The 23915-nt window shown below is 69.5% G+C and carries 21 protein-coding genes and 2 pseudogenes; 13 read left to right on the top strand and 10 right to left on the bottom strand.

All coding sequences use genetic code 11. The annotated features are described in order from the left end of the window. Positions 1-32: 32 nt before the first annotated feature. The 5 genes and pseudogenes from P7B02_RS19720 to P7B02_RS17180 all read left to right on the top strand — a co-directional run. Positions 33-111, top strand: a pseudogene (locus tag P7B02_RS19720) (histidine kinase dimerization/phospho-acceptor domain-containing protein); the annotation flags it as partial. After that, a pseudogene (locus P7B02_RS19725) lies at positions 111-776 on the top strand (sensor histidine kinase); the annotation flags it as partial. The pseudogenes P7B02_RS19720 and P7B02_RS19725, both read left to right, overlap by 1 nt. Before the next feature lie 163 nt (positions 777-939). Then, complete coding sequence (locus P7B02_RS17170; protein WP_277787580.1) at positions 940-1491, top strand: biliverdin-producing heme oxygenase; 552 nt, start codon at positions 940-942, stop codon at positions 1489-1491. Next, positions 1457-4042, top strand: a complete 2586-nt coding sequence (locus P7B02_RS17175) for an HWE histidine kinase domain-containing protein (RefSeq protein ID WP_277787581.1) — start codon at positions 1457-1459, stop codon at positions 4040-4042. The genes P7B02_RS17170 and P7B02_RS17175 overlap by 35 nt, the downstream gene beginning before the upstream one ends. A 185-nt stretch (positions 4043-4227) precedes the next feature. Then, positions 4228-5061, top strand: coding sequence for a hypothetical protein (locus P7B02_RS17180; protein ID WP_277787582.1), 834 nt, complete (start codon positions 4228-4230; stop codon positions 5059-5061). Here the strand turns inward: P7B02_RS17180 and P7B02_RS17185 are convergent. Together P7B02_RS17185 and P7B02_RS17190 are read right to left on the bottom strand one after the other, a co-directional pair. Next, positions 5058-5555: a M13 family metallopeptidase N-terminal domain-containing protein gene (locus tag P7B02_RS17185; RefSeq protein ID WP_277787583.1), complete on the bottom strand. Its 498-nt coding sequence runs from the start codon at positions 5553-5555 to the stop codon at positions 5058-5060. The genes P7B02_RS17180 and P7B02_RS17185 overlap by 4 nt on opposite strands. Next, positions 5548-6150, bottom strand: a complete 603-nt coding sequence (locus P7B02_RS17190) for a cysteine hydrolase family protein (RefSeq protein ID WP_277787584.1) — start codon at positions 6148-6150, stop codon at positions 5548-5550. Before P7B02_RS17190 ends, P7B02_RS17185 begins: the two co-directional genes overlap by 8 nt. An 82-nt stretch (positions 6151-6232) precedes the next feature. Here P7B02_RS17190 and P7B02_RS17195 point away from each other — a divergent pair, with 82 nt between their 5' ends. Next, complete coding sequence (locus P7B02_RS17195) at positions 6233-6694, top strand: Lrp/AsnC family transcriptional regulator (RefSeq protein WP_277787585.1); 462 nt, start codon at positions 6233-6235, stop codon at positions 6692-6694. Here the strand turns inward: P7B02_RS17195 and P7B02_RS17200 are convergent. The 5 genes from P7B02_RS17200 to P7B02_RS17220 form a co-directional block, all read right to left on the bottom strand. Then, positions 6691-6852: a hypothetical protein gene (locus P7B02_RS17200; protein ID WP_277787586.1), complete on the bottom strand. Its 162-nt coding sequence runs from the start codon at positions 6850-6852 to the stop codon at positions 6691-6693. The two genes, P7B02_RS17195 and P7B02_RS17200, sit on opposite strands and share 4 nt — an antisense overlap. 113 nt (positions 6853-6965) lie before the next feature. Further along, positions 6966-8741, bottom strand: a complete 1776-nt coding sequence (locus tag P7B02_RS17205) for a M56 family metallopeptidase (protein ID WP_277787587.1) — start codon at positions 8739-8741, stop codon at positions 6966-6968. Next, positions 8738-9100, bottom strand: coding sequence for a BlaI/MecI/CopY family transcriptional regulator (locus tag P7B02_RS17210; RefSeq protein WP_277787588.1), 363 nt, complete (start codon positions 9098-9100; stop codon positions 8738-8740). Before P7B02_RS17210 ends, P7B02_RS17205 begins: the two co-directional genes overlap by 4 nt. Before the next feature lie 116 nt (positions 9101-9216). Continuing rightward, a complete protein-coding gene (locus tag P7B02_RS17215) occupies positions 9217-9546 on the bottom strand; it encodes a hypothetical protein (RefSeq protein WP_277787589.1) in 330 nt (109 codons plus the stop codon). Between the two features lie 236 nt (positions 9547-9782). Further along, positions 9783-10028, bottom strand: coding sequence for a LytTR family transcriptional regulator DNA-binding domain-containing protein (locus P7B02_RS17220; protein ID WP_347276665.1), 246 nt, complete (start codon positions 10026-10028; stop codon positions 9783-9785). Positions 10029-10314: 286 nt separating this feature from the next. Between P7B02_RS17220 and P7B02_RS17225 the strand changes: the two genes are divergently transcribed. From P7B02_RS17225 to P7B02_RS17245, 5 genes are all read left to right on the top strand, one after another. Further along, positions 10315-11772, top strand: coding sequence for a catalase (locus P7B02_RS17225; RefSeq protein ID WP_277787591.1), 1458 nt, complete (start codon positions 10315-10317; stop codon positions 11770-11772). Positions 11773-11907: 135 nt separating this feature from the next. Further along, positions 11908-14115 carry a TonB-dependent siderophore receptor gene (locus tag P7B02_RS17230; RefSeq protein WP_277787592.1) on the top strand — a complete coding sequence of 736 codons (2208 nt, stop codon included), beginning with the start codon at positions 11908-11910 and terminating at the stop codon, positions 14113-14115. After that, on the top strand, positions 14115-15539 hold the full coding sequence (locus P7B02_RS17235; protein WP_277787593.1) for a DUF3526 domain-containing protein: 1425 nt from the start codon (positions 14115-14117) through the stop codon (positions 15537-15539). Before P7B02_RS17230 ends, P7B02_RS17235 begins: the two co-directional genes overlap by 1 nt. Next, positions 15536-16918, top strand: coding sequence for an ABC transporter permease subunit (locus P7B02_RS17240; protein WP_277787594.1), 1383 nt, complete (start codon positions 15536-15538; stop codon positions 16916-16918). Before P7B02_RS17235 ends, P7B02_RS17240 begins: the two co-directional genes overlap by 4 nt. A gap of 11 nt (positions 16919-16929) precedes the next feature. Continuing rightward, the gene (locus tag P7B02_RS17245) at positions 16930-17640 is read left to right on the top strand and encodes an ABC transporter ATP-binding protein (RefSeq protein WP_277787595.1); all 711 of its coding nucleotides are present in this window, start codon (positions 16930-16932) and stop codon (positions 17638-17640) included. 9 nt (positions 17641-17649) lie between these two features. On the opposite strand, the gene P7B02_RS17250 is transcribed toward P7B02_RS17245, so the two are convergent. After that, complete coding sequence (locus P7B02_RS17250) at positions 17650-18546, bottom strand: LysR family transcriptional regulator (RefSeq protein ID WP_277787596.1); 897 nt, start codon at positions 18544-18546, stop codon at positions 17650-17652. Between the two features lie 152 nt (positions 18547-18698). Between P7B02_RS17250 and P7B02_RS17255 the strand changes: the two genes are divergently transcribed. Next, positions 18699-19757 (top strand): NAD(P)-dependent alcohol dehydrogenase, encoded by a 1059-nt coding sequence (locus P7B02_RS17255; RefSeq protein ID WP_277787597.1) that lies wholly within the window; start codon positions 18699-18701, stop codon positions 19755-19757. Between the two features lie 191 nt (positions 19758-19948). Here the strand turns inward: P7B02_RS17255 and P7B02_RS17260 are convergent, their stop codons facing one another. Then, the gene (locus tag P7B02_RS17260) at positions 19949-21100 is read right to left on the bottom strand and encodes a DUF1624 domain-containing protein (protein WP_277787598.1); all 1152 of its coding nucleotides are present in this window, start codon (positions 21098-21100) and stop codon (positions 19949-19951) included. A 54-nt stretch (positions 21101-21154) separates the two neighbouring features. On the opposite strand from P7B02_RS17260, the gene P7B02_RS17265 reads away from it, so the two are divergent. Further along, a complete protein-coding gene (locus P7B02_RS17265; protein WP_277787599.1) occupies positions 21155-23224 on the top strand; it encodes a TonB-dependent siderophore receptor in 2070 nt (689 codons plus the stop codon). 173 nt (positions 23225-23397) lie between these two features. On the opposite strand, the gene P7B02_RS17270 is transcribed toward P7B02_RS17265, so the two are convergent. Continuing rightward, the gene (locus P7B02_RS17270; protein WP_277787600.1) at positions 23398-23886 is read right to left on the bottom strand and encodes a hypothetical protein; all 489 of its coding nucleotides are present in this window, start codon (positions 23884-23886) and stop codon (positions 23398-23400) included. Positions 23887-23915 lie beyond the last annotated feature (29 nt).

The raw sequence follows: 23915 nt of genomic DNA on the forward strand, positions 1-23915 counted from the left end.
TCGCCCGCAAGTACGAGATGGAGAAGGTCAAGGCCGAGGGCGCCAACCGCGCCAAGTCCGAGTTCCTGGCCAATATGAGCCACGAGCTGCGCACGCCGCTCAACGCCATCAACGGCTTCTCCGAAATGATGCTGGCCGAGATGTTCGGCCCTGTCGGCGACGCCCGCTACAAGGGCTACGTCCAGGATATCCACAACAGCGGCCAGCACCTGCTGGCCCTGATCAACGACATCCTCGACATGGCCAAGATCGAGGCGGGCAAGATGAACCTCAAGTTCGAGGCCGTCCGCATGGCCGAGGTCACCGACGACGCCCTGCGCCTGGTGCGCAACCGCGCCGACACCGCCGGCCTGAAGATCCTGGTGGAGCTGCCCGCCCTGCCCGACATCGAGGCCGACTTCCGCGCGTTGAAGCAGGTCCTGCTCAACATCCTGTCCAACGCCATCAAGTTCACGCCCAAGGGCGGGACCATCACCATCCGCGGCGAGTCCTGGCGCGACGTCCTGGGCGAGCGGGTGCGGATCAGCGTGCGCGACACCGGCATCGGCATCAGCCCCGAGGACCTCAGCCGCCTGGCCAAGCCCTTCGAGCAGGTGGAGAGCCACCAGCACTCCAAGAGCACCCAGGGCACCGGCCTCGGCCTGGCCCTGACCAAGTCGCTGATCGAGATGCACGACGGCGCCCTGGAGCTGTCCAGCGAGCCGGGCGAAGGCACCACGGTCAGCTTCGTCCTGCCGGTGAAGCAAGGCCTGGACATCGGCCGCAGCGCGGCCTGACCGCGAGGCCGCCGCGGCGCGCCACCCAAGGTTCGTGCATTCCGCACGAAAGGCTCGCTCCGCCCCGCTTTCGCTTGCTTAACCCGCCGGGATGAGGTCCAAGCGAATTCGGACCTAACCCTTTGTTGCGTAATGTAGACTTGTCGACACAAGCGGCTGACTCATGAACGCGCGCGCCCGACTGCGCGACGCCACACGGCCGCAACATGATGTGGTCGACGAGGTGTACTCCCGCTTCGACCTGTCGGACGCGGACGACTACGGCCGCTTCCTGACCGCCCAATCCGCCTGCTTCACCGCCGTGGAGACCGCTCTTGCCGACCGGGCCCAGGCCCTGCTCGGCGACTGGACCGCCCGCACCCGCGCCCATCTCCTGGCCGCCGATCTGGCGGCCCTGGGCCTGACGCCGCCCGCCCCGATCCCCGCTCCGGCCTTCGCCGACGACGCCGCCGTCCTGGGCGCGGTCTATGTGCTGGAGGGCTCCCGCTTCGGCGGCGGCGTGCTGGCCAAGCGCCTGCCGCCCGGCGCCCCGTCGAACTTCCTGAAGGCCGGCGGTGAACCAAATGCATGGCGAAGCTTTATAACCTCACTGGATCTGCACCTCGCCGAGGACGCAGCCCTGACGTCCGCCATCAGCGCCGCGAAGGCGGTCTTCCAATGCTTCGAGACCACGGGACGACATGAACTTGAACGTTGGCATGTCGGCCTTGTCTGAGCCCGTCGATCTGACCAACTGCGATCGCGAGCCGATCCATCTGCTGGGCGCGATCCAGCCGATCGGCTTCCTGCTGGCCCTGTCGCCGCATTGGGTGGTGGAGCGCGCCTCGGCCAATCTCGACACCTTCCTGGGCGAGACCTGGGAGGCCGCCATCGGCCAGCGTCTGGCCGACCTGATCTCCACCGAGGCGTCCCACGCCATCAAGAACCGCTTCGCCCTGCTGAACGGCGAGGACGCGGTGGAGCGGATCTTCAACATCCGCCTGCGCGATGACCTGCCGCCCTTCGACGTGGGCCTGCACGTCTCGGGCGAGCAGTTCGTCATCGAGGCCGAGCCCGCCGAGGGCATGCACGGCGACGCCACCAACACCGTGCGCTCCATGGTCGCCCGCATCGACCGCACCACGGACTTCCCGAGCTTCTATCGCGAAGGCGCGCGCCTGATCCGCGCCCTGTCCGGCTTCGACCGGGTCATGGTCTATCAGTTCGACCAGGACAAATCCGGCGAGGTCGTGGCCGAGGCGGTGCGCCCCGGCATCGGCAGCTTCCTGGGCCTGCACTATCCGTCCAACGACATCCCGGTCCAGGCCCGCGCCCTGTACAAGCGCAACCTGCTGCGGGTGATCACCGACATCAACGCCACGCCGGTCCCGGTCCTGCCGGCCCTGGACGAGGCGGGCAAGCCGCTGGACTTGTCGCTGTCGATCATGCGCTCGGTCTCGCCGATCCATATCGAGTACCTGCGCAACATGGGGGTCGGCGCCTCCATGTCGATCTCGATCATCGTCGATGGGGAGCTGTGGGGCCTGTTCGCCTGCCACCACTACGGAACCCTGCGGCCGAGCTTCGAGCTGCGTTCGGTCTGCGAGCTGTTCGCCCAGATGTTCGCCATGCGCCTGGAAAGCCGCGAACGCCGTGAGACCATGGAGTTCGAGCGCCGGGCCCGCGACATCTCCGACCAGCTTCTCGGCGCCGTGGCCAGCGACGACACCCTGCTGAACGATCCGGACTGGCTGGGCTCGATCCTGACCGACGCCATCAACGCCGACGGCGTGGGCGTCTGGGTCAACGGGACCAGCGCCCTGTCCGGCCACACGCCGGAGGTGGAGGACTTCCGCCACCTGGTCGCCGCCATCGACCAGGTGGCCGACGGCAAGGTGTTCACCACCGACCACATCGCCGACCTGCTGCCCGAGGCGGAGCGGTTCCAGGACCGCGCCGCCGGCCTGCTGGCCATCCCCATCTCCCGCGCCGCCCGCGACTATGTGGTGCTGTTCCGCCAGGAGATCATCCGCTCCGTCCGCTGGGGCGGCGATCCGCACAAGCCGGTCGAATACGGCCCCAACGGCCCGCGCCTGACCCCCCGCGAAAGCTTCGCCGAGTGGAAGGAGCTGGTGGAGGGCCACGCCAAGCCGTTCAGCCCGTCGGAGTTGCGCGTGGCCGAAACCCTGCGCGCCACCCTCACCGAGGTGGTCCTGCGCATGGCCGACGAAGCCATGCACCAGCGCCAGCAGGCCAATGAGCGGCAGGAGCTGCTGATCGCCGAGCTGAACCACCGGGTGCGCAACATCCTGGGCGTCATCCGCGGCCTGGTGCGCCAGTCCAAGCCGCACGACGACGACATCGAAAGCTTCGTGAAGCTGGTGGACGGCCGCATCCACGCCCTGGCCCGCGCCCACAACCAGATCACCGACGACCACTGGGGCCCCGCCCCCATCCAGGCCCTGATCGACGCCGAGGCCGCCGCCTTCCTGGCCGACCGCCCCGACCGCATCCGCACCAGCGGCGGCTATGTCCTGCTGAACCCCCAGGCCTATTCGACCATGGCCCTGGTGATCCACGAGCTGGTCACCAACTCCGCCAAGTACGGCAGCCTGTCCGACAGCGGCACGGTCTCCATGGACTGGAAGCGCAACGACGACGGCGACCTGATCATCACCTGGCGCGAAGAAGGCGGCCCGCCGGTGCGCAAGCCCAGCCGCAAGGGCTTCGGCTCCACCATCATCGACCGCTCCGTCCCCTACGACCTGGGCGGCAGCGCCGACATCACCTATCCCAAGACCGGGGTCGAGGCCACGTTCTGCATCCCCGCGCGCCATGTGACCGAGGTGGCGGGCGAGCACACCCCCGCCATCAAGTCCAAATACCCCCGCCCCGCCCTCGGCCACCCGGTCGAGCCGCCGGAGCAGCTCCTGAAGGGCCATCAGGTCCTGCTGGTCGAGGACAGCCTGATCATCGCCCTGGACGCCGAGGACATCACCGAGCGCCTGGGCGCCGACAAGGTGGTCACCGCCGCCACCCTGGCCGCGGGGCTGGAGGCCATCGAGAGCTTCAAGCCCACCGCCGCCATGCTCGACATCAACCTGGGCGACCGCACCAGCTTCCCCATCGCCGACCGGCTGGCCGAACTGGGCGTGCCCTTCCTCTTCGCCTCAGGCTACGGCGAACAGGCCCAACTCCCCGAGCAGCACCAGACCCGCACCGTTGTCCAGAAGCCCTACACCATGGAGAACGTGGCCCGGGCGATGGATGAGTTGTTGGGGCGGTAGGGAAAGACTCGACTTGGGCTGGGACGATCTGAGACATTTCTCGGTCATCTATAACCCTGAGGTCTAGCGGGTGCCTCACTGCAGTGGGAAAACCTGCCCATGCGGCAGCAAGTTGCGCATAGATCAATCCTGCCTAGAGACAGGCGGATTATGAAACAAAAAGTACGAACACTAAGCCAGCGGCCATGACCGTCGTCCTCTATGTGCTTCTCGCCCTCGGGATCACGCCGCTGATCGCGGGGCTTGTGCTCGCCCGGCCCAGTCATGACCGCGTCCTGCCGGCGCCGGGATCGGTCGTGCTGTGCGCCCTCGCCTTCAACCTGACCTTCTTCTGGCAGGAGCTGTGGCTGGTCCTGCCCAAGGCCTGGGCCGGCCTGTCGCCCACCCTGTTCCACAACGATCACGACTGGGCCGGCGACGCGCCGGTGGCCGAGCTGCTGCAAGGGACCGGCGCGCTCGGCACCCTGAGCAGCGGCGTGGTCTTCCTGATCCTGCTGGCGGCTATGCGCGGCGCGTCGTCCACGTGGCGCATGTTCTTCTTCTGGATGGCGGCCCACGGCCTGTTCCAGGCGTTCAGCCAGCTCGCCATCGGGACGGTCCTATCCGGCAACGACATGGGCCGCGCCCTGGCCTATCTACAGGTCGGCGCGCCGGCCAAGGCGGCCCTGCTGGTCCTCGCCGCCGTCGCCATGGCCGCGGCTGGCGCGGTCCTGGCCCGCCTGTCGCCGCTGGAGGCGCGAGGCCGCGCCTTCGGCTGGAGCGTGCTGATCACCCTGCTGGCGGCGGTCGTGCTGGTCGTCCCCTTCCGCGTCCCCCGCCACCCGATCGAGGTGGTGCTGATCCCCCTCCTCGTCCACCTGACGGCCGCCGGCTGGCTGGCCCTGGGCGCTGCGGCCGACCGGCGGCGTCATACGGGCGTAGTGGCGGTTCAGGCGCTGGCACTGGTGGTCCCCGCAGTAGCCTTGGCCGTCGTGCTGGCGGTCTTTCAAATCGTGCTGCGGCCGGGGGTGTCCTTCTAGCCTCTCACCACAACTTCACCTCCCGCTCCACGCTCAGCCGATCCCCCGGCGTCACGTCGAACGCTCGGACCCAGGCCTCGTGGTTGCGGACCATGCTGGCGCGGTAGGGCCCCGGAGCGTGGATGTCGGCCGCGATCTGGCGTTCCAGCGCCGCCTCGGTCTGCACCCGCTGCCAGCTCGCCCGCGATGGGCGTCAGTCCCTTCGCCTCGATGGCCGCCGTGTCCAGGAAGGCGGCGTAGTAGTCGCCCACCCGCCGGCCCGGCCCCGCGACGCGCTCGTTGGCCGCCATCTCCACCAGCGTCCGGATACGCACCGTCGCTTGGTCCCGCAGCATGGCCGTGGTGTCCAGGCTGACGCGCCCCGCCGGCAGGGTCGTGGCCTTCAACCAGTCCGAGTTGGCGTAGGCGTAGAAATCATCCCCCGGCTTCGGCTGCGCCAACGCGGTCCCCGAAACAAGCACCAGGGCGGCGGCCGCGAACAGCGCCCTATCCACAGGCCGCCTCGGGGGTCATCAAGCCGTTCAGCACGGCGCGGGTCTGGACCACGCGCGCAAACTCGTCCTGCAGATCGCTGAGCGCCGCGTCATGGACCGCCTGTGCGTCCCGCATCCGCCCGTCCACATGGGCGCGGGCGAAGGTCGCCGTGGCGTCCGATACGACGACCACGTCGAACCCCAGATTGCCCGCCATGCGCGCGGTCGTGGAGACGCAGTGATTGGTGGTCAGCCCGACCAGGACCAGGGTCGTCACGCCCCGCCGCCGCAGGTCCGCCTCCAGCCCCGTGCCGATGAAGGCGCTGTTGACCCGCTTGCGATAGACGGGCTCCCCCGGAAAGGGCTGAGCCACCGGCTTCGGCAAGTTGCCCGGCGTGCCCGGCCGCAGCCGGCCGGCGACGTCCACGGAGTCATGATGCACATGGACCACTGGCGCGCCGGCTCCGCGCCAGGCCGTCAGCAGCATCGCGATATTGCTCTCAGCCCGCGGGTTATTGCGCTCGCCCCAGGCCGGGTCGTCGAACCCCGCCTGCACGTCGATCACCAGCAGCACGGCCTTGTCGTCCAGCAGTCTCAAGTCCCCGACCCTCGTCATCTTGACAGCCCTCTTCGGCCGTCGATTGTGAGGACGAGAAATGACCGTCGCCATGAGCAAGACGGCGGCGGGACCTTGCGGAATGAGCGAAAACCAACTGGCTCCTAGGCGGAACGCAGGCGCCCGCGACGCGACCGACGAAAGGCTCATCGCCCTGCTGTCGCGGGACGCGCGGATGACCCTGACGGCGCTTGCGCAGAAGCTGGCCCTGTCGCGCACGGCGGTGCAGGCGCGCATGGCCCGGCTGGAGCGGGACAAAGTGATCCTGGGCTATCGCGCCGTGCTCGGAGCCGTCGAGGACGAGGGGCTGAAGGCGGTGCTATCCCTGACCTTCAGCCAGCGTCCCTGCGCGCCCGTCGTGGCGCGCTTCCGCCACTGGCCGGAGATCACGCGCTACTATTCTGTGACCGGGCCGGTGGACGGGATCGCCGTCGTGCGCACGGCCACGGCCCAGGACCTGTCCGCCCTGGTCGACCGCCTGAGCGCGGTCGACGGCGTGGGCGCGGTCAGCTCGGCCGTGGTGCTGAAGTCGGACGACGCCTAGAACAGTCCCGCCCGCTGGGCGATGACGATGGCTGCGATGATCAGGATCAGGGCCTGAATGATCGTGCCGAACGGCGCCGGCAGCGGCAGCTTCTGAACCGCCCAGGCGATCAGGGCGGCGACGATCAGGACGATGACGGCGAAGATGAGAATGGACATCGAAGAGCCTCTTCAGTGGCGTAACCACGGTTGAGAAGCCTAAGCGCCCATCAAGCTGGAGTGTTCCCGAACCTCTCTCCTCCCCCGTAAAACGGGGGAGGAAAAGTCCAAATCTACACCGGGTCAGCGGCCCGCTGCTCCAGGCGGTCGGCGTTGCGCTCCAGGTCATCGGCCTGCCCCGGCAGGCGCTTGCTCAGGGCCACCAGCTCGGCGTCGGTGACGTCATTGCCGCGCGCCTTGTTCTCGGCGATCTGCTTGGCGCGATAGGACCGGTCCTGCAGGCGCACAGCCTCCTCGCGCATCTGGCGGGCGCCGCGACGCATGTTCACCGCCCCGTCGCGCATGTGGACCCGAGCGTCGGCGCGATGGCGGGCGGCCAGCTCGCGGGCCTTCTCGCCTTCCGCGCGGGCGCGTTCGGCCTGGGCGCGGATCTCGGCCACGTTGATGCGCCGGGCTTCGGCGGCGGCGCGTTCGGCTGCCGCCCTCGCCCGCTCCAGCTGCGCCTGGGCGCGAGCCTCGGCGGCCTGTTGGCGGGCGACGGCGGCTTGCTCACGAGCGACAGCGGCCTGACGGCGGGCCTCCTCGGCGGCCTGGCGCTCCTCCGGCGTGGCCTCGCGGTAGGCATAGTAATAGTGGACACCCTTCGCCGACGGAGCGGGAGGAGCCGGCGGGGCCGGGGGCGCGGGCGGAGCCGGGATGGCCGACGGGGCCGGAACCGGCGCCGGAGCCGGCGGGGCGGCGGGCGCGAAGGCCGCCGGCGGAGCGGGCGGCGGAGGCGGAGCCGGCGGCGCGGGGGGCTCGATCCCCAGCACGGCCAGGTTCACGCCGTGCTTCTGCGACGGGATGATCTTGGCCGCATCGGCGGCGGCTTCGGAAACAACGGTGTCGACGGTCGCGGGGGCGGCCTCGGCACGGGCCTGGCGGCTCAGCTCCACGGCGGCCAGGGGCGCGGTCACGGCGCACAGGGCGGCCACGGTGAAGGCGGCGGCCAGCGGGCGACGGCGGGGGGTGTCTTCAGCCATGATGCTGGCGATCCTTTTCTTGAGGGTGCGGGCGTCCGCGGCCATGGCGAAGGCGGCGGCGGGCGCGGGTTGGGCGGCCAGGCGCACCAGCGCCCGGGCGTAGAGCCGACGGTCGACCGTCTCGAGGGCGGCGGCGTCGGCGGCTTCTTCAGAGGCCTCGGCAAGGGCGGCGTGCAGCCGCCAGACCAGGGGGCTGAACCAGAACAGGGCGACGGCGGCCCGCGACAGCAGCAGGAATATCCAGTCCTTCCGGCGCAGGTGGGCCAGTTCGTGCGCCAGGATGGCGGGCGCCGACTGCGGCTGGGACAGGCTGGCGGGATCGACCAGGATCGCCCCCGGCGCCGCGCCCCAGCTCAGGGGACCGCCCACCCGGCCGCTGCCCACCAGACGCGGCCGGCCCAGGGGGGCCAGGCGCTCCAGCGCCGACAGCCAGGCCGGGCAATCCACGGGCTTTCCCTCCCGCGTCCACTGGTCCAGCAGCAGCACGCCCAAGGCGAAGCGCCCGGCGATGGCCGCCGCTACGGCCAGCCACGCCGCCACGATCACGGTCGCCATGGGTGGCCAGGCGATCTGCGGCGCGGAGACCTCAACACTGGCCAGGGGCCAGACCTCGATCTTCACGGGCGGAACCGACGTCAATGGCGGCAGGGAAGAGACGGCTTCGCTCGCCAGGGCCGGCAGCACCGGCAGGTCCAGCGACGGCAGAACCAGCATGGCCAGCGGCAGAAGCAGCAGCAGGCAAACCGCCCCCCGCAGCACCTCCACCCGGTCCGTCGGCCGGCGGGTCAGCAGGGCCGCGCAGATCAGGCCCGCCCCGGCGATCAGCCCGGACTTGACCATCAGCGCCGCGAGCAGGGTCCAGCTCATGACTTGCGCTCCAGGGCTTCGTCGATGGCCTTCTCCAGCGCCGCCGCCTCTTCAGGCGTCAGGCGCGGGCCCATGCCCAGCAAGGCCGTGGCCGCATTGGCCGCCGACCCGGCGAAGAAGGTGTCGACCATCCGGCGCAGGGCTCCGGCGGCCACCGTCTCGGTGCTCTGGACCGGGCGGAACACACCGTCAGCGCGCTCCACAAGGCCCTTGGCCTCCAGCCGCGTGAGCATGGTGCGCACCGCCGAGTCGCTGAGCGGATCGGACAGGGCCGCGCGGACGCTGGCCGCCCCGCCCGAGCCCAACCGGCAAAGGGTCTCGAACACTTCCCTCTCGCGTCGCGGCAGGGCTTCGATCACGGCGGCCTCCAGGCATGCTCGCTACATGTGTAGCGCTACATGCGTGGCGAATTGTGGCAAGATTGGGGCGGCCAACATGAAATCCCGGTAAGGCGGATTTGGGCGGCTGAAGCGGACTACCGCCCTACCGGCGAGCGCTGCGGCCGGCGCTGCGCCACCATCGGGTACAGGTGGCCGCCGTGATAGGCGACGAGCCCGCACATCCGGTCGCCCGCGCCGGACAGCGTGGCGTTGAAGGCCACGTCGCTCTCCAGCGAGCCCACGATCATCTGAACCTTCCGGTCGCTGACGGTGAGGCTGTGCAAAACCACCGGCGCAGTCCGCGTGGGCGTCAGGGTTCCGCCATAGCGTCCGTCGAGCCGGCCGATGGTCAGCAGGCCGAAACTCGGGACGCCGCCCACGTCCATGTAGAAGTCCCACAGCCCGGCCAGGTCCGGCTCGCTCACGGCGGAAGGCGTCTGGGCGCAGGTGGTCTTCAGTACGGCGTCTTCTGCGCAAGACCGACGGCGGGAGCGGGGGTGACAAGCAGCAAGGCGCAGGCGAAAAGTCGGTGTCGCATGGGATCTCCGATACAGCAGCTTCAAGGTCGCCGCCCTCTCACCCGGCTCGCCGACACGAACAACGGCCCAATCCGTCAACGCCATTCGCGCGCCCGCAATTTACGGCGACGCCACCGGCGGCCTCAGGAGACGGGGACCTGAAGGCTTGAGCGGACGGCCGCGAGGTAGGTCCGGCCCACCGGCACGGTCAGACCGCCGGTCAGCTCAATCATCGTCTGCGGCCCGTCGCGGCGCACCTGGGCGATCGCGCCTCGCGCCACCCACCACCGCCTGTGCGTCTGAAGATCTGCAAGGCGGCGATCGCCAGCCCGTACCCCGTCGCCACGCACCCGAACCAGAAGGCGTAACGCTGCGGGAAAGCCAGGCACCGGAAGGAGCCGAATGGCCCCGCGAAGCCCAGAAACACCCCCAGCGCGACCGCCCCGTAGAGGCTGGTGAAGAGCGCGAGGTCCAGGTTCGGGGAAAGGTCGAGGGCATCTTGCGGTGTCGGCGAAAAGCAAAAGGCTATTTTTGGAAACCGGCGTTGTCGAGCGGATCGGGCCTCTGCCGATTTTGCGCCATACGCGCGCCAGACGTCACTCCAATGTCGGCATTTTCCAAGCGCTGCCGCTTCCCCCGAGAAATTCTCGGGCGTCTCAAGCGATGGAGCGTCCGATGTCCGGCAAGCCTGTTCTCACCCACGCCACCGGCGCGCCCGTGGCGGACAACCTCAACATCCTGACCGCCGGCCATCGCGGCCCCGCCCTGCTGCAGGACATCTGGCTGATCGAGAAGCTGGCCCACTTCAACCGTGAAGTGATCCCCGAGCGCCGGATGCACGCCAAGGGCTCCGGCGCCTATGGCACGTTCACCGTCACCCGCGACGTGACCGCCTACACCCGGGCCAAGCTGTTCTCCGAGGTGGGCAAGCAGACGCCGGTCTTCCTGCGCTTCTCCACCGTGGCCGGCGAGCGCGGCGCCGCCGACGCCGAGCGCGACATCCGCGGCTTCGCGGTGAAATTCTATACCGAGGAAGGCAACTGGGACTTGGTGGGCAACAACACCCCGGTCTTCTTCTTCCGCGATCCGCTGCGGTTCCCCGACCTGAACCACGCGGTGAAGCGCGACCCGCGCACCGGCATGCGCAGCGCCGCCAATAACTGGGACTTCTGGACCCTGCTGCCCGAGGCCCTGCACCAGATCACCATTGTCATGAGCGACCGGGGCCTGCCGCGCAGCTACCGCCACATGCACGGCTTCGGCAGCCACACCTTCAGCCTGATCAACGCCGATGGCGAACGCGTCTGGGTTAAGTTCCACTTCCGCTCTCACCAGGGGATCGAGAACCTCACCGACGGCGAGGCCGCGGCCGTGGTCGGCGCCGACCGCGAAAGCCACCAGCGCGACCTGTTCGGCAGCATCGAGGCCGGCGACTTCCCCAAATGGACCCTGTCCATCCAGGTGATGACCGAGGCCCAGGCCCGCGCTCACAAGCACAACCCCTTCGACCTGACCAAGGTCTGGCCCAAGGCCGACCACCCCCTGATCGAGGTCGGCGAGCTGGAGCTCAACCGCAATCCCGACAACGTCTTCGCCGAGGTGGAGCAGGCCGCCTTCTCCCCCGCCAATGTGGTCCCGGGGATCGGCTTCTCGCCCGACCGGATGCTGCAGGCGCGGCTGTTCTCCTATGGCGACGCGCAGCGCTATCGCCTGGGGGTCAACTTCAACCACATCCCGGTGAACGCGCCCAAGTGCCCGTTCCACAGCTATCACCGCGACGGCGCCATGCGCACGGACGGCAACCTGGGCGCCACGCCGCACTACTTCCCCAACAGCCTGGGCGAATGGGCCGACAGCCCGATGCTGGCCGAACCCGCCCTGCCCCTGGAAGGCGAGGCGCGCCACTACGACCACCGCGTGGACGAGGACCACTTCGAACAGCCCGGCGACCTCTTCCGCCTGATGACGCAGGACCAGCGGACGGCCCTGTTCGAGAACACCGCGCGATCCATCGCCGACGCGCCCCTGCATGTGAAGCAGCGGCACATCGACAACTGCACCCGCGCCGACCCCGCCTATGGCGCGGGCGTCGCGGCGGCCATGGGCGTCGCCCTGCCCGCCGCGGCTGAATAGGCGGCAAAATCCAAGCGCCGGACTGCCTGAGATTGTAGTCCGGCCCACCACAACTCCCGCTCCACATCGCCACCTCACGAATCGTATGTTATATCATAACGCTTCGTAGGAATTGCGCCTTGGGGGCGATGCTTCATGATGTTCAAGACCACCCGCTCCGCCCTGTTGGCGGATGCGCGCACTGTGCTGTGTGCGATCGGCGCGGCGCCTCTGGCGGCGCTGCTGATCGCCGCTCCCGCCGCCGCTGACGAAGCCGGCGAGGAGCATTCCGTCTCCTCCGTGACGGTCCAGGGCGCCAAGGGCAGCTACGCCGCCAAGACCGTGACCATCGGCGGCAAGGAGGCGGTCTCCGTTCTCGACGTCCCCAACACCATCAGCGTCATCACCCAGCAGCGCATCCAGGACCAGAACCTGGTCACCATGGTCGACGCCCTGGCCCAGGTCCCCGGCGTCTATGTCACCAGCTGGGATGGCCTGATCGGCCAGATCCGCTCGCGCGGCTATCTGCTCGACGTGTCCTATGACGGCATCCCCGCCTGGAACAGTGGCCAGGCGCAGGAGTTCGACCTCGTCGTCTATGACCAGATCGAGGTGCTGCGCGGCCCCGCCGGCATCTTCAAGGGCTCGGGCCAGCCGGGCGGCACCGCCAACTTCGTGCGCAAGCGCGCCCCGCGTGAGTTCGCCGGCTCCATCGCCGCGTCGGCGGGGAGTTGGAACAACTACCGGATCGAGGCCGACATCGGCGGCCCCCTCGCCATGGACGGCCGCCTGCGCGGGCGCTTCGCGGGCTCGTACATGGACCGCGAATTCTTCGTGGACCGCTCGCGGGAGGATAAGGTCGTCGCCTACGGCGCCATCGACTTTGACGTCACCGACCGCACCCTGGCCTCGGCCATGATCACCTACCAGGACGACCGGGGCGAGGCCATGAGCATGGGCCTGGCCAACTACTTCCTGGTCGGCCATCCGCTGCACAACCAGTTCCTGGATGTCCCGCGCTCCACCAACCAGTACCCGGACTGGAATCTCAACGTCTACGAGACGCTGGAGTACGCCGCCGACCTGCGCCACGAACTGGCCAACGACTGGGTCCTGCGCGCCAAGGCCACCTATCGCGAACAGCAGAAGATCTTCCGCGACGGCTACCCGACCCCGGGCACGGGCTTCAACCCGGTGACCCAGCGCTTCACCAGCTACACTCGCCGCGAGAACGACGGGACCACCGAGCGCACGGGCGTCGACCTCTACGCCTCCGGCCCGCTCAACCTGTTCGGCCGCCAGCACACCCTGACCTTCGGCTACAGCTACGAGAACTACGACAACGAATACACGGCCATCACCAACCTGCCCGTCTACACCGGCACGCCGGCCGGCTCGGGCATCGCGCTCGGCGACGCCGCGGCGGTTCCCATGCCGAACTTCGTCCACAACAACGGCGGCATCACCCGCACCGAACAGAGCGGCTTCTACGGCCAGGGCCGGTTCGAGCTGATCGACGGCCTGTCGGTCGTGGTCGGGGCGCGGATCAGCGACTTCGACTCCAGGTTCCGCAACATCGCGCCGAACCCGAACCCCGCGAACTTCTCCAGCCAGGGCAAGGAAGACGGCGTCGTCACCCCCTATGGCGGCGTGGTCTGGTACGTGCGCCCGAACATCACCCTGTACGGCAGCTATTCGGACATCTTCATCCCGCAGACGGCCCTGAAGTGGAACGAGAACGGCGGCACGACCCTGGACCCGCGCGAGGGCCGGCAAATCGAGGGCGGGATCAAGGGCAGCTTCTTCAACGAAGGCCTCAACGCCTCCCTCGCCGTGTTCCGCACCCGCGACGTCAACCGCTCCTTCGCCGATCCGGCCCACCCGGGCTTCTTCCTGCAACTGGGCGAGGTCGAGGTGCGCGGCGCCGACTTCGAGGTCAACGGCAGCCCCTATGCCGGGATCGACCTCTCCTTCGGCTACTCCTTCCTGGAGACCGAGCACCTGGCCAACTCCAACGCCAGCCTCATCGGCACGGCCTTCGACACCTGGGAGCCGAAGCACACGGTCAAGGCCTTCGCCAAGTACACGCCCACCGCTCCGGGCTGGAACCGCGCCTGGGTCGCCGCCGGGGTTCAGGCCCAGAGCACCTTCATCGGCGGCGGGGTCGCCGGCGTGCGCGAGCAGAAGCCTTATGCCCTGCTCAGCCTGCATGGCGGCTATGCCCTGACGCCGAAGATCTCGCTGTCCGCCTCGGTGAACAACGCCTTCGACAAGGTCTATTACGCCCGCGTCGGCGGCCCCAACACCTACAACACCTACGGCGACCCGCGGAACGTCACCGTCGCCCTGCGCGCGAGGTTCTGATGACCGCTCCGGTGCTCGTGGTCGCGGGAAACCAGCTCCAATTGATGGCCCGCGACAACCGCCTGCGGCTGCTGGCGGCCGCCATCCTGCTGCTGGTCGCCGCCAGCCTGGCCACGGGCGCCGCCCGCCTCCAGGCGCAGGCCTTGGAGCGGCAGGCCGCCACGGTCCGCGACCAGGTCCTTTGGGACAATCTCGGGCCGATCAATCCCCACGGCGCGGCCCATGCGGGCCGCACCGTCTATGCTCCGGTCTCGCCCCTCGCGGCCTTCGAGCCGGGGCTCAATGACTTCCTCGGCTCGTCCGTGCGGCTGGAGGGGCACTCCCAGAACCCCTCCCGCGACCGGCCCATGGAAGGCGGCTCGGCGATCAGCCGCTTCGGCGGCTTCTCCGCCGCCTGGGCGCTGCAGGTGGTCGGCCCGCTGCTGATCATCCTGGCCGGCTTCAGCATTTTCTCCGGCGAACGCGCCCGCGAGCGGCTGAAGCAGGAGCTGGGCGCCGGCGCCCCGGCCCGCACCCTGGTGTTCGGCCGCCTCATCGGTCTCGCCGCCGCCGGCCTCATCCTGCTGGCGGCCTTCGCCCTGGCCGGAGCCGCCGCGCTCCTGGCCGGCGGCGCCTCGGCGGCGGACGCGGTCGGCCTGCTCGCCATCACCGCCGGCTATGCGCTCTATCTTTCCGCCTTCGCCGCCCTGACCATCGGCGTCTCGGCGCTGCTGTCCTCGGCGCGGGCCAGCCTGGTCCTGCTGCTCGGCTTCTGGGCCGTCGCCACCCTGCTGGTCCCCCGCATCGCCCCGGCCCTGGCCGAGAGCCTGCACCCCACGCCCAGCGCCCCCGCCTTCGAGGCCGCCGTCACCGACGAGGCCAAGAACGGCGTCTCCGGCCACGACCCCGCCGACGAACGCCTCGACGCCCTCAAGGAAAGCCTGCTGAAGAAGCACGGCGTGACGAAGGTCGAGGACCTGCCCTTCAACTTCTCCGGCGTCGCCCTGGAGTTCGGGGAGAAGAACTCCACCGACACCTACAACCGCCACTACGACGCCCTGTTCGGCGCCTATCGCCAACAGGACGACGTGCAGCAGGCCTTCAGCCTCGTCTCGCCCGCCATGGCCGTCGCCCCCTGGTCCCGCGCCTTCGCCGGCACGGACTTCGCCGCCCACCGCCTGTTCCTGAGCGAGGCGGAGACCTATCGCTACGCCCTGATCCAGAAGCTCAACGGCGACGTGCGCCTGAACCGGCCCAACACCGACGAGGTCTATCTGGCCGACGTCTCCAAGATCTCGGCCGGCCTCACCTTCAAGCCCCGCCTGACCACCCCGGCCGAGGCCTGGGCGGCGCAGAAGACCAACCTGCTGATCCTCGCCGCCTGGCTGCTGGCCAGCCTCGCCTTCGCCGGCTTCGCAGCCGCCCGCCTGGAGCGCACCCCGTGACGACGCTGATCGCGATCACCCGCCATGAACTGCGCCGCGCCCTGCGCGACCGCGCCCTGCCCTGGCTTCTCGTCCTGTTCGCCGCCCTGGCCGCCTATGGCGCCTGGAACGGCGCCCAGTGGGCGAAGGAGCGCGCCGCCACCGTTCAGTTGATCACCGATGAGCTCGGCCCCCTGGTCGAGATGCGCCGCGAACAGCTGGCCGAGGCGCCGGCCGGGACCTGGCCCTTCTCGTCCACCCCGCAGCTCGCGCCCTTCCGCCTGGTGCTACGGCCCGGCGCCATGGCCGCCCTGTCCATCGGCCAGGCCGAGGCCTATCCCTATGCCGCGCGGATGATCCCGCTGCAGGACATCACCATGTTCGACTACTTCAAGGTCGACGTGGACAATCCCGCCGTGCGCGCCGCCGGGCGTTTCGACCTGGCCTTCGTCATCGTCTTCGTCCTGCCGCTGGTCCTGCTGGCGGCCGCCTTCGACCTGTGGTCGCGGGAGCGGGAGCGCGGGGTGGCGGCCATGGTCCTGTCCCAGCCGGTCGGACCGCTCAGCCTGCTGGCGGGCAAGGCCCTGGCGCGGGCGCTCCTCGTCCTGCCGCCGGTGATCGCCATCGTCCTGGCGAGCCTCATCGCCTTCGGGGCCAGCCAGCCGGAGGGCCTGGCCGCCACGGCCGTCGTGGTCCTGGTCTATGGCCTGTTCTGGATCGCCCTGGCCGCCCTGATCAATGTCTTCGCCCGCCGCTCCACCGACGCCGCCCTGGCCGGCGGCGCGGCTTGGCTGGCCATCGGGGTCCTGGCCCCCGCCCTGGCGCTGGCCACGGCCAATGTGGTCTCGCCCGCCCCGTCGGAGCTTCAGTTCTCCGCCAACTACCTCGAACAGAGCCGCGCCATCCGCAAGGAACAGCGCGAGGCCCGCGGGCCGGAGCTCCCCGGCGATCCCGCCCCAAAGATCCCCGACCGCATCCGCAACTTCTTCAAGGAGCGGACGGCGGAGGACCAGCGCCTCGCGCCGTTGGTCCAGAGCCAGCTTCAGGCCCGCGCCGAACGCCGGGCGGTGCTGGACGCCCTGCGCCTGTTCCTGCCGTCGGTGGCCGTGCAGGACGCCCTGGACCGCATCGCCGGAGCAGACGCCGACCGCGCTGTCGCCTTCCAGTCCCAGGCCATGAGCTTCACCGCCCAGACCAAGGCCTGGCTGGCCCAGCGCCTGGCGAACGACCAGCCCCTGGCGTCGGAGGACTACGACCACCTGCCGCGCTTCCAGTTCCGTGAAGCCCCCGCCGGCGCCTTCCAAACCGGCGTCCTCGTCGATCTGGCCGCGCTCGCCGCCGCCATCGCCTTTCTCGCCGCCGGCGCCGTTCTTGGCCGCCGGTCGGCCGCCAGCCTCTAGGAGACGCCGTCATGCTCACGGCCACCGGACTGACCAAGACCTACGGCGCGCACACCGCCCTGGACCACCTCGACCTCGCCGTCGCGCCGGGCGAGATCTATTGCCTGCTCGGCGCCAACGGAGCGGGCAAGTCGACGACCATCAAGCTGTTCCTCGGCCTGCTGCAGCCCACCGCCGGCTCGGCTTCCGTCAACGGGATCGAGGTCGCCCGCGATCCGCTCGGCGCCCGCCGCCACCTGCTCTACATCCCCGAGATGGTCGCCCTGTACGACGAGCTGACCGGGCTGGAGAACCTGGCCTACTTCGCCGATCTGGGTCAGGTGCAGGACCGTTCTCCCGCCCGGCTGAAGGCGTGCCTGGCCGAGGCCGGGCTTCAGGAGTCCGCCTTCGACCGCCGGGTCAGCGGCTATTCCAAGGGCATGCGCCAGAAGGTCGGCATCGCCCTGGCCATCGCCAAGCAGGCCAAGGCCCTGCTGCTGGACGAGCCCACCTCCGGCCTCGACCCGCAGGCCTCGGCCGAGTTCCACGACCTGCTCAGCCGCCAGCGCGACCGCGGCGCCGCGATCCTCATGGCCACCCACGACCTTTTCCGCGCGCGGGAGGTGGGCGACACCATCGGCCTGATGCGGGCCGGCAAGCTTCGTCGCACCTTGCCCGCCGCCTCGGTCACCGCCCAGGACCTGGAGGCCCTGTATCTGGAGGAGATGGCCGTCACCGCCTGACGGCCGATCTTACCCGCGATACCGCATCGCCTCGACCAGCAGCGAGAAGGCCGGGCTGAGCTGACGGCGGCTGGGATAGTAAAGGTGATAGCCGGCGAACGGCGCGCACCAGTCGGTCAGGACCGGGACCAGATCGCCCCGGTCGATGTGGGCCTGCAGCATGACGTCGGGCAGGAAGGCGATGCCCAGGCCCCGCAGCGCCGACCCGATGATCAGGTCGGCGCTGTTGAACGCAAGCTGCCCGTCCACCCGCACCCGCAGCTCGCGCCCGTCCTTGTCGTCGAACTCCCAGGCGTAAAGCGCGCCATAGGTGGGCAGGCGCATGTTGATGCAGTTGTGCGCCGTCAGGTCCTGGGGCGTCAGCGGCTTGGGCCGGTCGGCGAAATAGGCCGGCGACGCCGCCGCCATCATCCGCAGGTCAGGGCCGACCGGCGCCGCGATCATGTCCTTGGCCACCGTGCCGCCGAAGCGGATGCCGGCGTCGTACCGCTCGGCCACGATGTCGGTCAGGCCGTAGTCCACCACCACCTCCACATGGATGTCGGGATGGGCCGGCAACAGCCGCTCCAGCGCCGGCAGGATGACCGTAGCCGCCGCGTGCTCCGTCGCCGTGATCCGGAAGTTGCCCGCCGGCCGGTCGCGCAGCTCGCTCAGGGCCGCCAGCTCCGCGTCGATCTCGTCCAGGCGCGGGCCGATGGTCTGCAGCAGCCGCTCCCCCGCGTCCGTCGTGGTCACGTTGCGCGTGGTGCGGGTCAGCAGCCGCACGCCCAGCCGCGCCTCAAGACCCCTGATCGTGTGGCTCAGCGCCGACTGCGACACGCCCAGATTGGCCGCCGCCCGGGTGAAGCTGCGCTGCCGCGCCACCGCCAGAAACGCCGACAGGTCGTTGATGTTGGTCCGGGCCATGGCCGCCGGCTCCGCGAATTCATGATCTCAGCTCATGACTACATGCCACATTCCGCCCCTAATCCCAGCAATCGCGAAGCCTTACCTTGCCCTGCGGACGACGCGACGGCGGCCGTCCTTTCCGTTCGACTTCACGCGAGGGCTCTCTCCCCATGACCGCTAAAGCCTATGGCGCGCACGCCGCCGACAAACCCCTCGAACCCATGGACATCGTCCGCCGCGCCCCTGGCGAAAAGGACGTGCAGATCGAGATCGCCTATTGCGGCGTCTGCCACTCCGACCTTCACACCGTCCGCTCCGAATGGGGCGGCACCCTGTATCCCTGCGTTCCCGGCCACGAGATCGTCGGCCGCGTCTCCGCCGTCGGCTCGGGCGTGACCAGGTTCAAGGAAGGCGACGTGGTCGGCGTCGGCTGCATGGTCGGCAGCTGCAAGAGCTGCCGCTCCTGCGACGAAGGGCTTGAACAGTACTGCGAAGGCTCCGGCTTCGTCGGCACCTACAACGGCCCCACCGACGACGCCCCCGGCCACACCCTTGGCGGTTATTCCGACCGCATCGTGGTCGACCAGGACTTCGTCCTCAGCATCAAGCACGCGCCGGAGCAGCTCGCCGCGGTCGCCCCGCTGCTGTGCGCCGGCATCACCACCTACTCGCCCCTGCGTCACTGGAACGTCGGTCCGGGCAAGAAGGTCGGGATCGTCGGCATCGGCGGCCTGGGCCACATGGGGGTCAAGCTGGCCCACGCCATGGGCGCCCACGTGGTGGCCTTCACCACCTCGGAGTCCAAACGCCAGGAAGCCCTGGACCTGGGCGCCGACGAGGTGGTCGTCTCCCGCAACGCCGACGAGATGGCGGCGCACGCCAACAGCTTCGACTTCATCCTCAACACCGTCTCGGTCAGCCACAACCTGGACGCCTTCACCGCCCTGCTGAAGCGTGACGGCGCCCTGTGCCTGGTCGGCGTGCCGGAGCATTCCCACCCGTCGCCGAACGTCGGAACGCTCATCTTCGGCCGCAAGTCGATCGCCGGCTCCCTGATCGGCGGCATCGCCGAGACCCAGGAGATGCTCGATTTCTGCGCCGAGAAGGGGATCGTCTCCGACATCGAGATGATCCGCATCCAGCAGATCGACGAAGCCTATGAGCGGATGCAGCGCAGCGACGTGAAGTACCGCTTCGTCATCGACAACGCTTCCTTGCAGGACGCGTAAAGACCACCTGACTTCCGCTCATCCCCGCGAAGGCGGATGGGCGGGGATCGGGAAGCCGTGCGTCCCCCCGGGACCGGCTTCGCCGGCCCGAGGGCAGGCTCCGACAGGCTCAGGATGACGAACTCAGTGCAAAGAGCTCGTCATGCTGAGCGGGGGCGTCAGCGACCAGTCGAGCACGCAACCCCCAACCGCTACAGATACTTCATCCACCACCGTCCGCTTCGCCGCTTCACGCCCGCGAACCAGCGGCAGGCGTACCAGCACGGAACCGCGACCACCGCCGCCAGCAGCCACAACCAGGCCACGCCCGGCACGCTGAACACCTCGCCCTGATTGGGCCCGAACACCGCCAGCGCCGCCAGGTTCAGCAGGTGCAGGCCGTAGAGGTGGATCAGATAGAAGAACAGCGGCGCCCCGCCGAACACGGCCAGCAGTCCCACCAGCCGCTCCGGCGCTTTCTCCAGCCCCGCCAGCAGCAGCGCGCCCACGCCCAGGGTCAGCAGCACGAAGTCGGCCGAGGGCGGATACTTGGTCATGTTCAGAAAGCTCATCACCGTGCGGAGAGTGTCCCCCTGCGCCGCCCACGGCGTCGGCTCCCCATAGACGTTGATCGCCCGCAGCGCCGCGAACAGGGCCAACATGGTCACGCCCGTGATCGCCAACCGGCGGCGGCGCGCGGCGCCCTCCCCCGCGAACCACGGCCCGATGGCGTAGCCCAGGGCCGCGATCCCGATCCACGGCAATAGCGGATAGGACGTCCGCACCCGCCCGCCCCAGGGCATGTCGATGAAGCCTCGCTCATGCAGGATCGCCCAGACCGCATGGCCCGGCTCGCCCTTGGCGAAGGTGATGGGGTCCAGCAGGTTGTGGCCCAGCACGATGACCAGCCCCACGGCGATCAGGGCCGGACGCGGCAGGTGGACCAGACCCGCCAGGGCGATCATCGACAGGCCGATGGCCCAGATCACCTGCAGGTACAGGGTCGAGGGCGTGAGGGAGAAGGTCCAGGCGAAGCTGATCACCGTCAGCTCCAGCCCCACCAGGAACAGGCCGCGCTTCAGCAGGAAGCTCGACGCCGCCTTCGCCCCGCCCTGCTTGGCGCCGTACAGCCACGCCCCCAGCCCGGTCAGGGCCACGAACACCGGCGCGCACAAGTGGGCCGACAGCCGCGTGAAGAACAGCGCCGGCTCCGTCGCCTGCACGTCCATGGGGTCCGAGACCTGGGCGTGGATGAAGAAGAACTCCCGCGCGTGGTCCACCAGCATCAGCAGGATCACCAGCCCCCGCAGGGCGTCGATGGAGCGGATGCGGCCAGTGGGCGCGGCGGCGGGAGCGGTTGACATCATAACGGTCGAGCCAGTAACCGATATGTAATAACATTACAAACGGAGTTGCTGGTGTCCTTCCTTTCGACCTGCGCGAGCCTGTGCCTGCTCGCCGCCCCTGAACCGACGCAGGTCGAACCGGTGAAGCCCGACGCCGCCCATGAGGTCGGCGAGATCGTCATCCTCGGCCGCCGGGGCGTGGCCCGCGACGTGACCCTCAGCGCCGGCGCGGTGACGGAGCGCATGTCTCCGTCCAGCCGCGCGGTGGAGAGCGACCTGCTGGAGGCCGTGGGCGCCGTGCGCCTGGCCGACGCGCTTGAGCTGGTCAGCGGCGTCAGCCAGCAGAACAACCGCGGCGGGGTCATGGACAACTTCGCCATCCGCGGATTCCTGGGCACGCCCGACGGTGGGGCCGAGTACTATGTGGACGGCTTCCTGGCCAACCGCGGCCTGGCCCCGCCCCGCGACCCGGCCACGGCCGAGCGGATCGAGATCCTGAAAGGCCCCGCCGGCGCCCTGTTCGGCGACATCGACCCCGCCGGCCGGGTCAACATCGTCTCCAAGACCGCGCGCTTCGAGCGCGCCGTCAGCCTAACCGCCACCGTCGGCTACTTCGGCCTGCGCCGCGGCGAGGTCGACCTGACCGGTCCGCTGACCGACAACCTCGCCGCCCGCTTGGTGGTGGCCGCCGAGCACAGCGACGGCTGGCGCGACCATGTGGACCTGGACCGCCAGGTCATCGCCCCATCCCTCACCTGGCGGCCGACCGACGACCTGCGCCTGACCTATGTGGGCGAGTTCACCCGCTTCGACACGCCCTTCGACCGGGGCCTGCCCGCCCTGAACGGCGACGCCTTGGCCATCCCCCGCTCGCGCTATTTCGGCGAGCCCGCCGATGGGACCACCAAGTTCCGCAACGAGCGGCATCAGGTCACCGGCGACTGGCATCTCAACGAGGACTGGAGCCTGAACGGCGGCTTCGCCTACCGCACCGGCACGCTGAGGGGCCTGTCCAGCGACCATTCCCGACTGGTGGGCGACACCCTGTGGCGCCAGCGCCGTGAGCGCGACTTCAGCACCCAGGACATCTCCGGCCGGCTGGAGCTGAACGGCCGCGTCGAAGCCGCCGGGACCCACAATCTGGGCTTCGGGGTGAAGGCCTACACCATGGACTTCCAGGAGCGCTGGCAGCGCCGCAACCCCACCGCCGCCGCGCCCTATCCGATCGACGTCCACAACCCGGTCTATGGCGGCCCGCAGCCGACCCTCGCGCCCTTCACCGACAACCGCGAGACCCGCGACGTCGTCACCCTCTACGCCCAGGACCTGTGGGAGGTCACCGACCGCCTCAGCCTGCTGGGCGGCCTGCGCTACGACAACTACCGCCAGAAGATCCGCAACAACCGCACCGGCGCGGTGGGCAAGGCAGAGGACAACCCCCTCGACTGGCGCCTGGCCGGCCGCTACCGCCTGGCCGAGGCCTGGACCCTGCACGCCAGCTACGGCCGCTCCTTCGTCCTGAATTCGGGCACCGGCCGCACCGGCGCGGGCTTCGCGCCCGAGGAGGGCAAGGGCTGGGAGGTCGGCCTCTCCGGCGCCTGGGACGACCTCGACGTGAACCTCACCTGGTTCGACATCGAAAAGCGCAACATCCTGACCAACGACCCCACCGACCCGAACTTCCTGGCCCCGGTGGGCAAGCTGACCACGCGCGGGCTGGAGCTGGACGCCGCCTGGCGCCTGGGCGAGGCCTGGCAGGTGGTGGGCAATTATGCCTGGACCGACGCCGAAACCGACGACGCCGCCTTCGCCAGCAAGGACGTGCTGAACGTCCCCGAACACTCCGGTTCGCTCTATGTGGTCGGCCGCTTCCCGACGACCCACGGCACGGAATGGTCCGTCACCGCCGGCCTCGCCCACACCGGCGACCGCGCCGCCGCCATCGACGGCAGCGGCGTGCGCCTGCCCGCCTACTGGAAGGCCAAGGCGGCGGTGGAGTACGGCGTCACGGAGCGGGTGAGCCTGCGCGTCGAGGCCGACAACCTCTTCGACGAGCACTACGCCGCCAGCTCCTACAGCCCGCTCTGGATCTTCCCCGGCGCGCCGCGCGTGGTGCGGGCGTCCGTGAAGGTGGCGTTGTAAGCCTCCCTCACCCGTCACCCTAGGCCTCGTGCCTAGGGCCCAGAGACTCCGCGCCGAAAGATGATCCAAGGCGGCAGCCGCCGCACCGCCTCCTTCTGAAGCTCAGCCGTTTCTGGGTCCTCGCCACAAGGGCGAGGATGACGGATGGGGGAAAGCCCCGCTGAGGGACCGCCTCACTCCCCGTAGTTCAACCGCCCGCCCTCGGCGAACATCTTGAACTTGGGCACCATCGCGCAGCGCAGCTTGCCGTCCACCATCGCCACGCGGGCCGCCTTGCCCTGTCCCGGCGCGTAGTAGCCCGCCTTCCCCGCCGCCTCGGCGCGCAGGAAGACCGGGCCGGTGAACTGGCAAACCGGCTGCTTGTCCTTCTGACCGTCCACGAGGACGCGCGTACACATCACGTGCCCCACCCGCCGCTCGAATTTCATGCCGTAGAAACGGGTCTCCGACACCGACAGGGGCGCGGCGTCATAGGCCGCCTCGGTGATGACCGGGCACGGCTCGCCGTCCACCGACCACCGCGCGGCCTCCTGCCGGTCGGCGGCCTCCTGCTTGCGCACGTTCAGGGCCGCCGTCGCGGCGGTCCCCACCCAGACGGCGCCCACCGCCGCCCAGATCACCACCCGCTGCACGACCCGCAGATTGATCGAGTTGAACCCCATCGCCGACACCTCCCTGGCGCGAAAGCGAA

Origin of the sequence: Caulobacter segnis (assembly GCF_029543125.1) — a bacterium.
Classification (GTDB): domain Bacteria; phylum Pseudomonadota; class Alphaproteobacteria; order Caulobacterales; family Caulobacteraceae; genus Caulobacter; species Caulobacter segnis_D.

Bases quoted from the DNA above. Each gene is read 5' to 3' on its own strand.
- P7B02_RS17170 (WP_277787580.1), top strand. From the start codon at position 940: ATGAACGCGCGCGCCCGACTGCGCGACGCCACACGGCCGCAACATGAT.
- P7B02_RS17175 (WP_277787581.1), top strand. From the start codon at position 1,457: ATGAACTTGAACGTTGGCATGTCGGCCTTGTCTGAGCCCGTCGATCTG.
- P7B02_RS17180 (WP_277787582.1), top strand. From the start codon at position 4,228: ATGACCGTCGTCCTCTATGTGCTTCTCGCCCTCGGGATCACGCCGCTG.
- P7B02_RS17190 (WP_277787584.1), bottom strand. From the start codon at position 6,150: ATGACGAGGGTCGGGGACTTGAGACTGCTGGACGACAAGGCCGTGCTG.
- P7B02_RS17195 (WP_277787585.1), top strand. From the start codon at position 6,233: ATGAGCGAAAACCAACTGGCTCCTAGGCGGAACGCAGGCGCCCGCGAC.
- P7B02_RS17200 (WP_277787586.1), bottom strand. From the start codon at position 6,852: ATGTCCATTCTCATCTTCGCCGTCATCGTCCTGATCGTCGCCGCCCTG.
- P7B02_RS17205 (WP_277787587.1), bottom strand. From the start codon at position 8,741: ATGAGCTGGACCCTGCTCGCGGCGCTGATGGTCAAGTCCGGGCTGATC.
- P7B02_RS17225 (WP_277787591.1), top strand. From the start codon at position 10,315: ATGTCCGGCAAGCCTGTTCTCACCCACGCCACCGGCGCGCCCGTGGCG.
- P7B02_RS17230 (WP_277787592.1), top strand. From the start codon at position 11,908: ATGATGTTCAAGACCACCCGCTCCGCCCTGTTGGCGGATGCGCGCACT.
- P7B02_RS17235 (WP_277787593.1), top strand. From the start codon at position 14,115: ATGACCGCTCCGGTGCTCGTGGTCGCGGGAAACCAGCTCCAATTGATG.
- P7B02_RS17245 (WP_277787595.1), top strand. From the start codon at position 16,930: ATGCTCACGGCCACCGGACTGACCAAGACCTACGGCGCGCACACCGCC.
- P7B02_RS17250 (WP_277787596.1), bottom strand. From the start codon at position 18,546: ATGGCCCGGACCAACATCAACGACCTGTCGGCGTTTCTGGCGGTGGCG.
- P7B02_RS17255 (WP_277787597.1), top strand. From the start codon at position 18,699: ATGACCGCTAAAGCCTATGGCGCGCACGCCGCCGACAAACCCCTCGAA.
- P7B02_RS17260 (WP_277787598.1), bottom strand. From the start codon at position 21,100: ATGTCAACCGCTCCCGCCGCCGCGCCCACTGGCCGCATCCGCTCCATC.
- P7B02_RS17270 (WP_277787600.1), bottom strand. From the start codon at position 23,886: ATGGGGTTCAACTCGATCAATCTGCGGGTCGTGCAGCGGGTGGTGATC.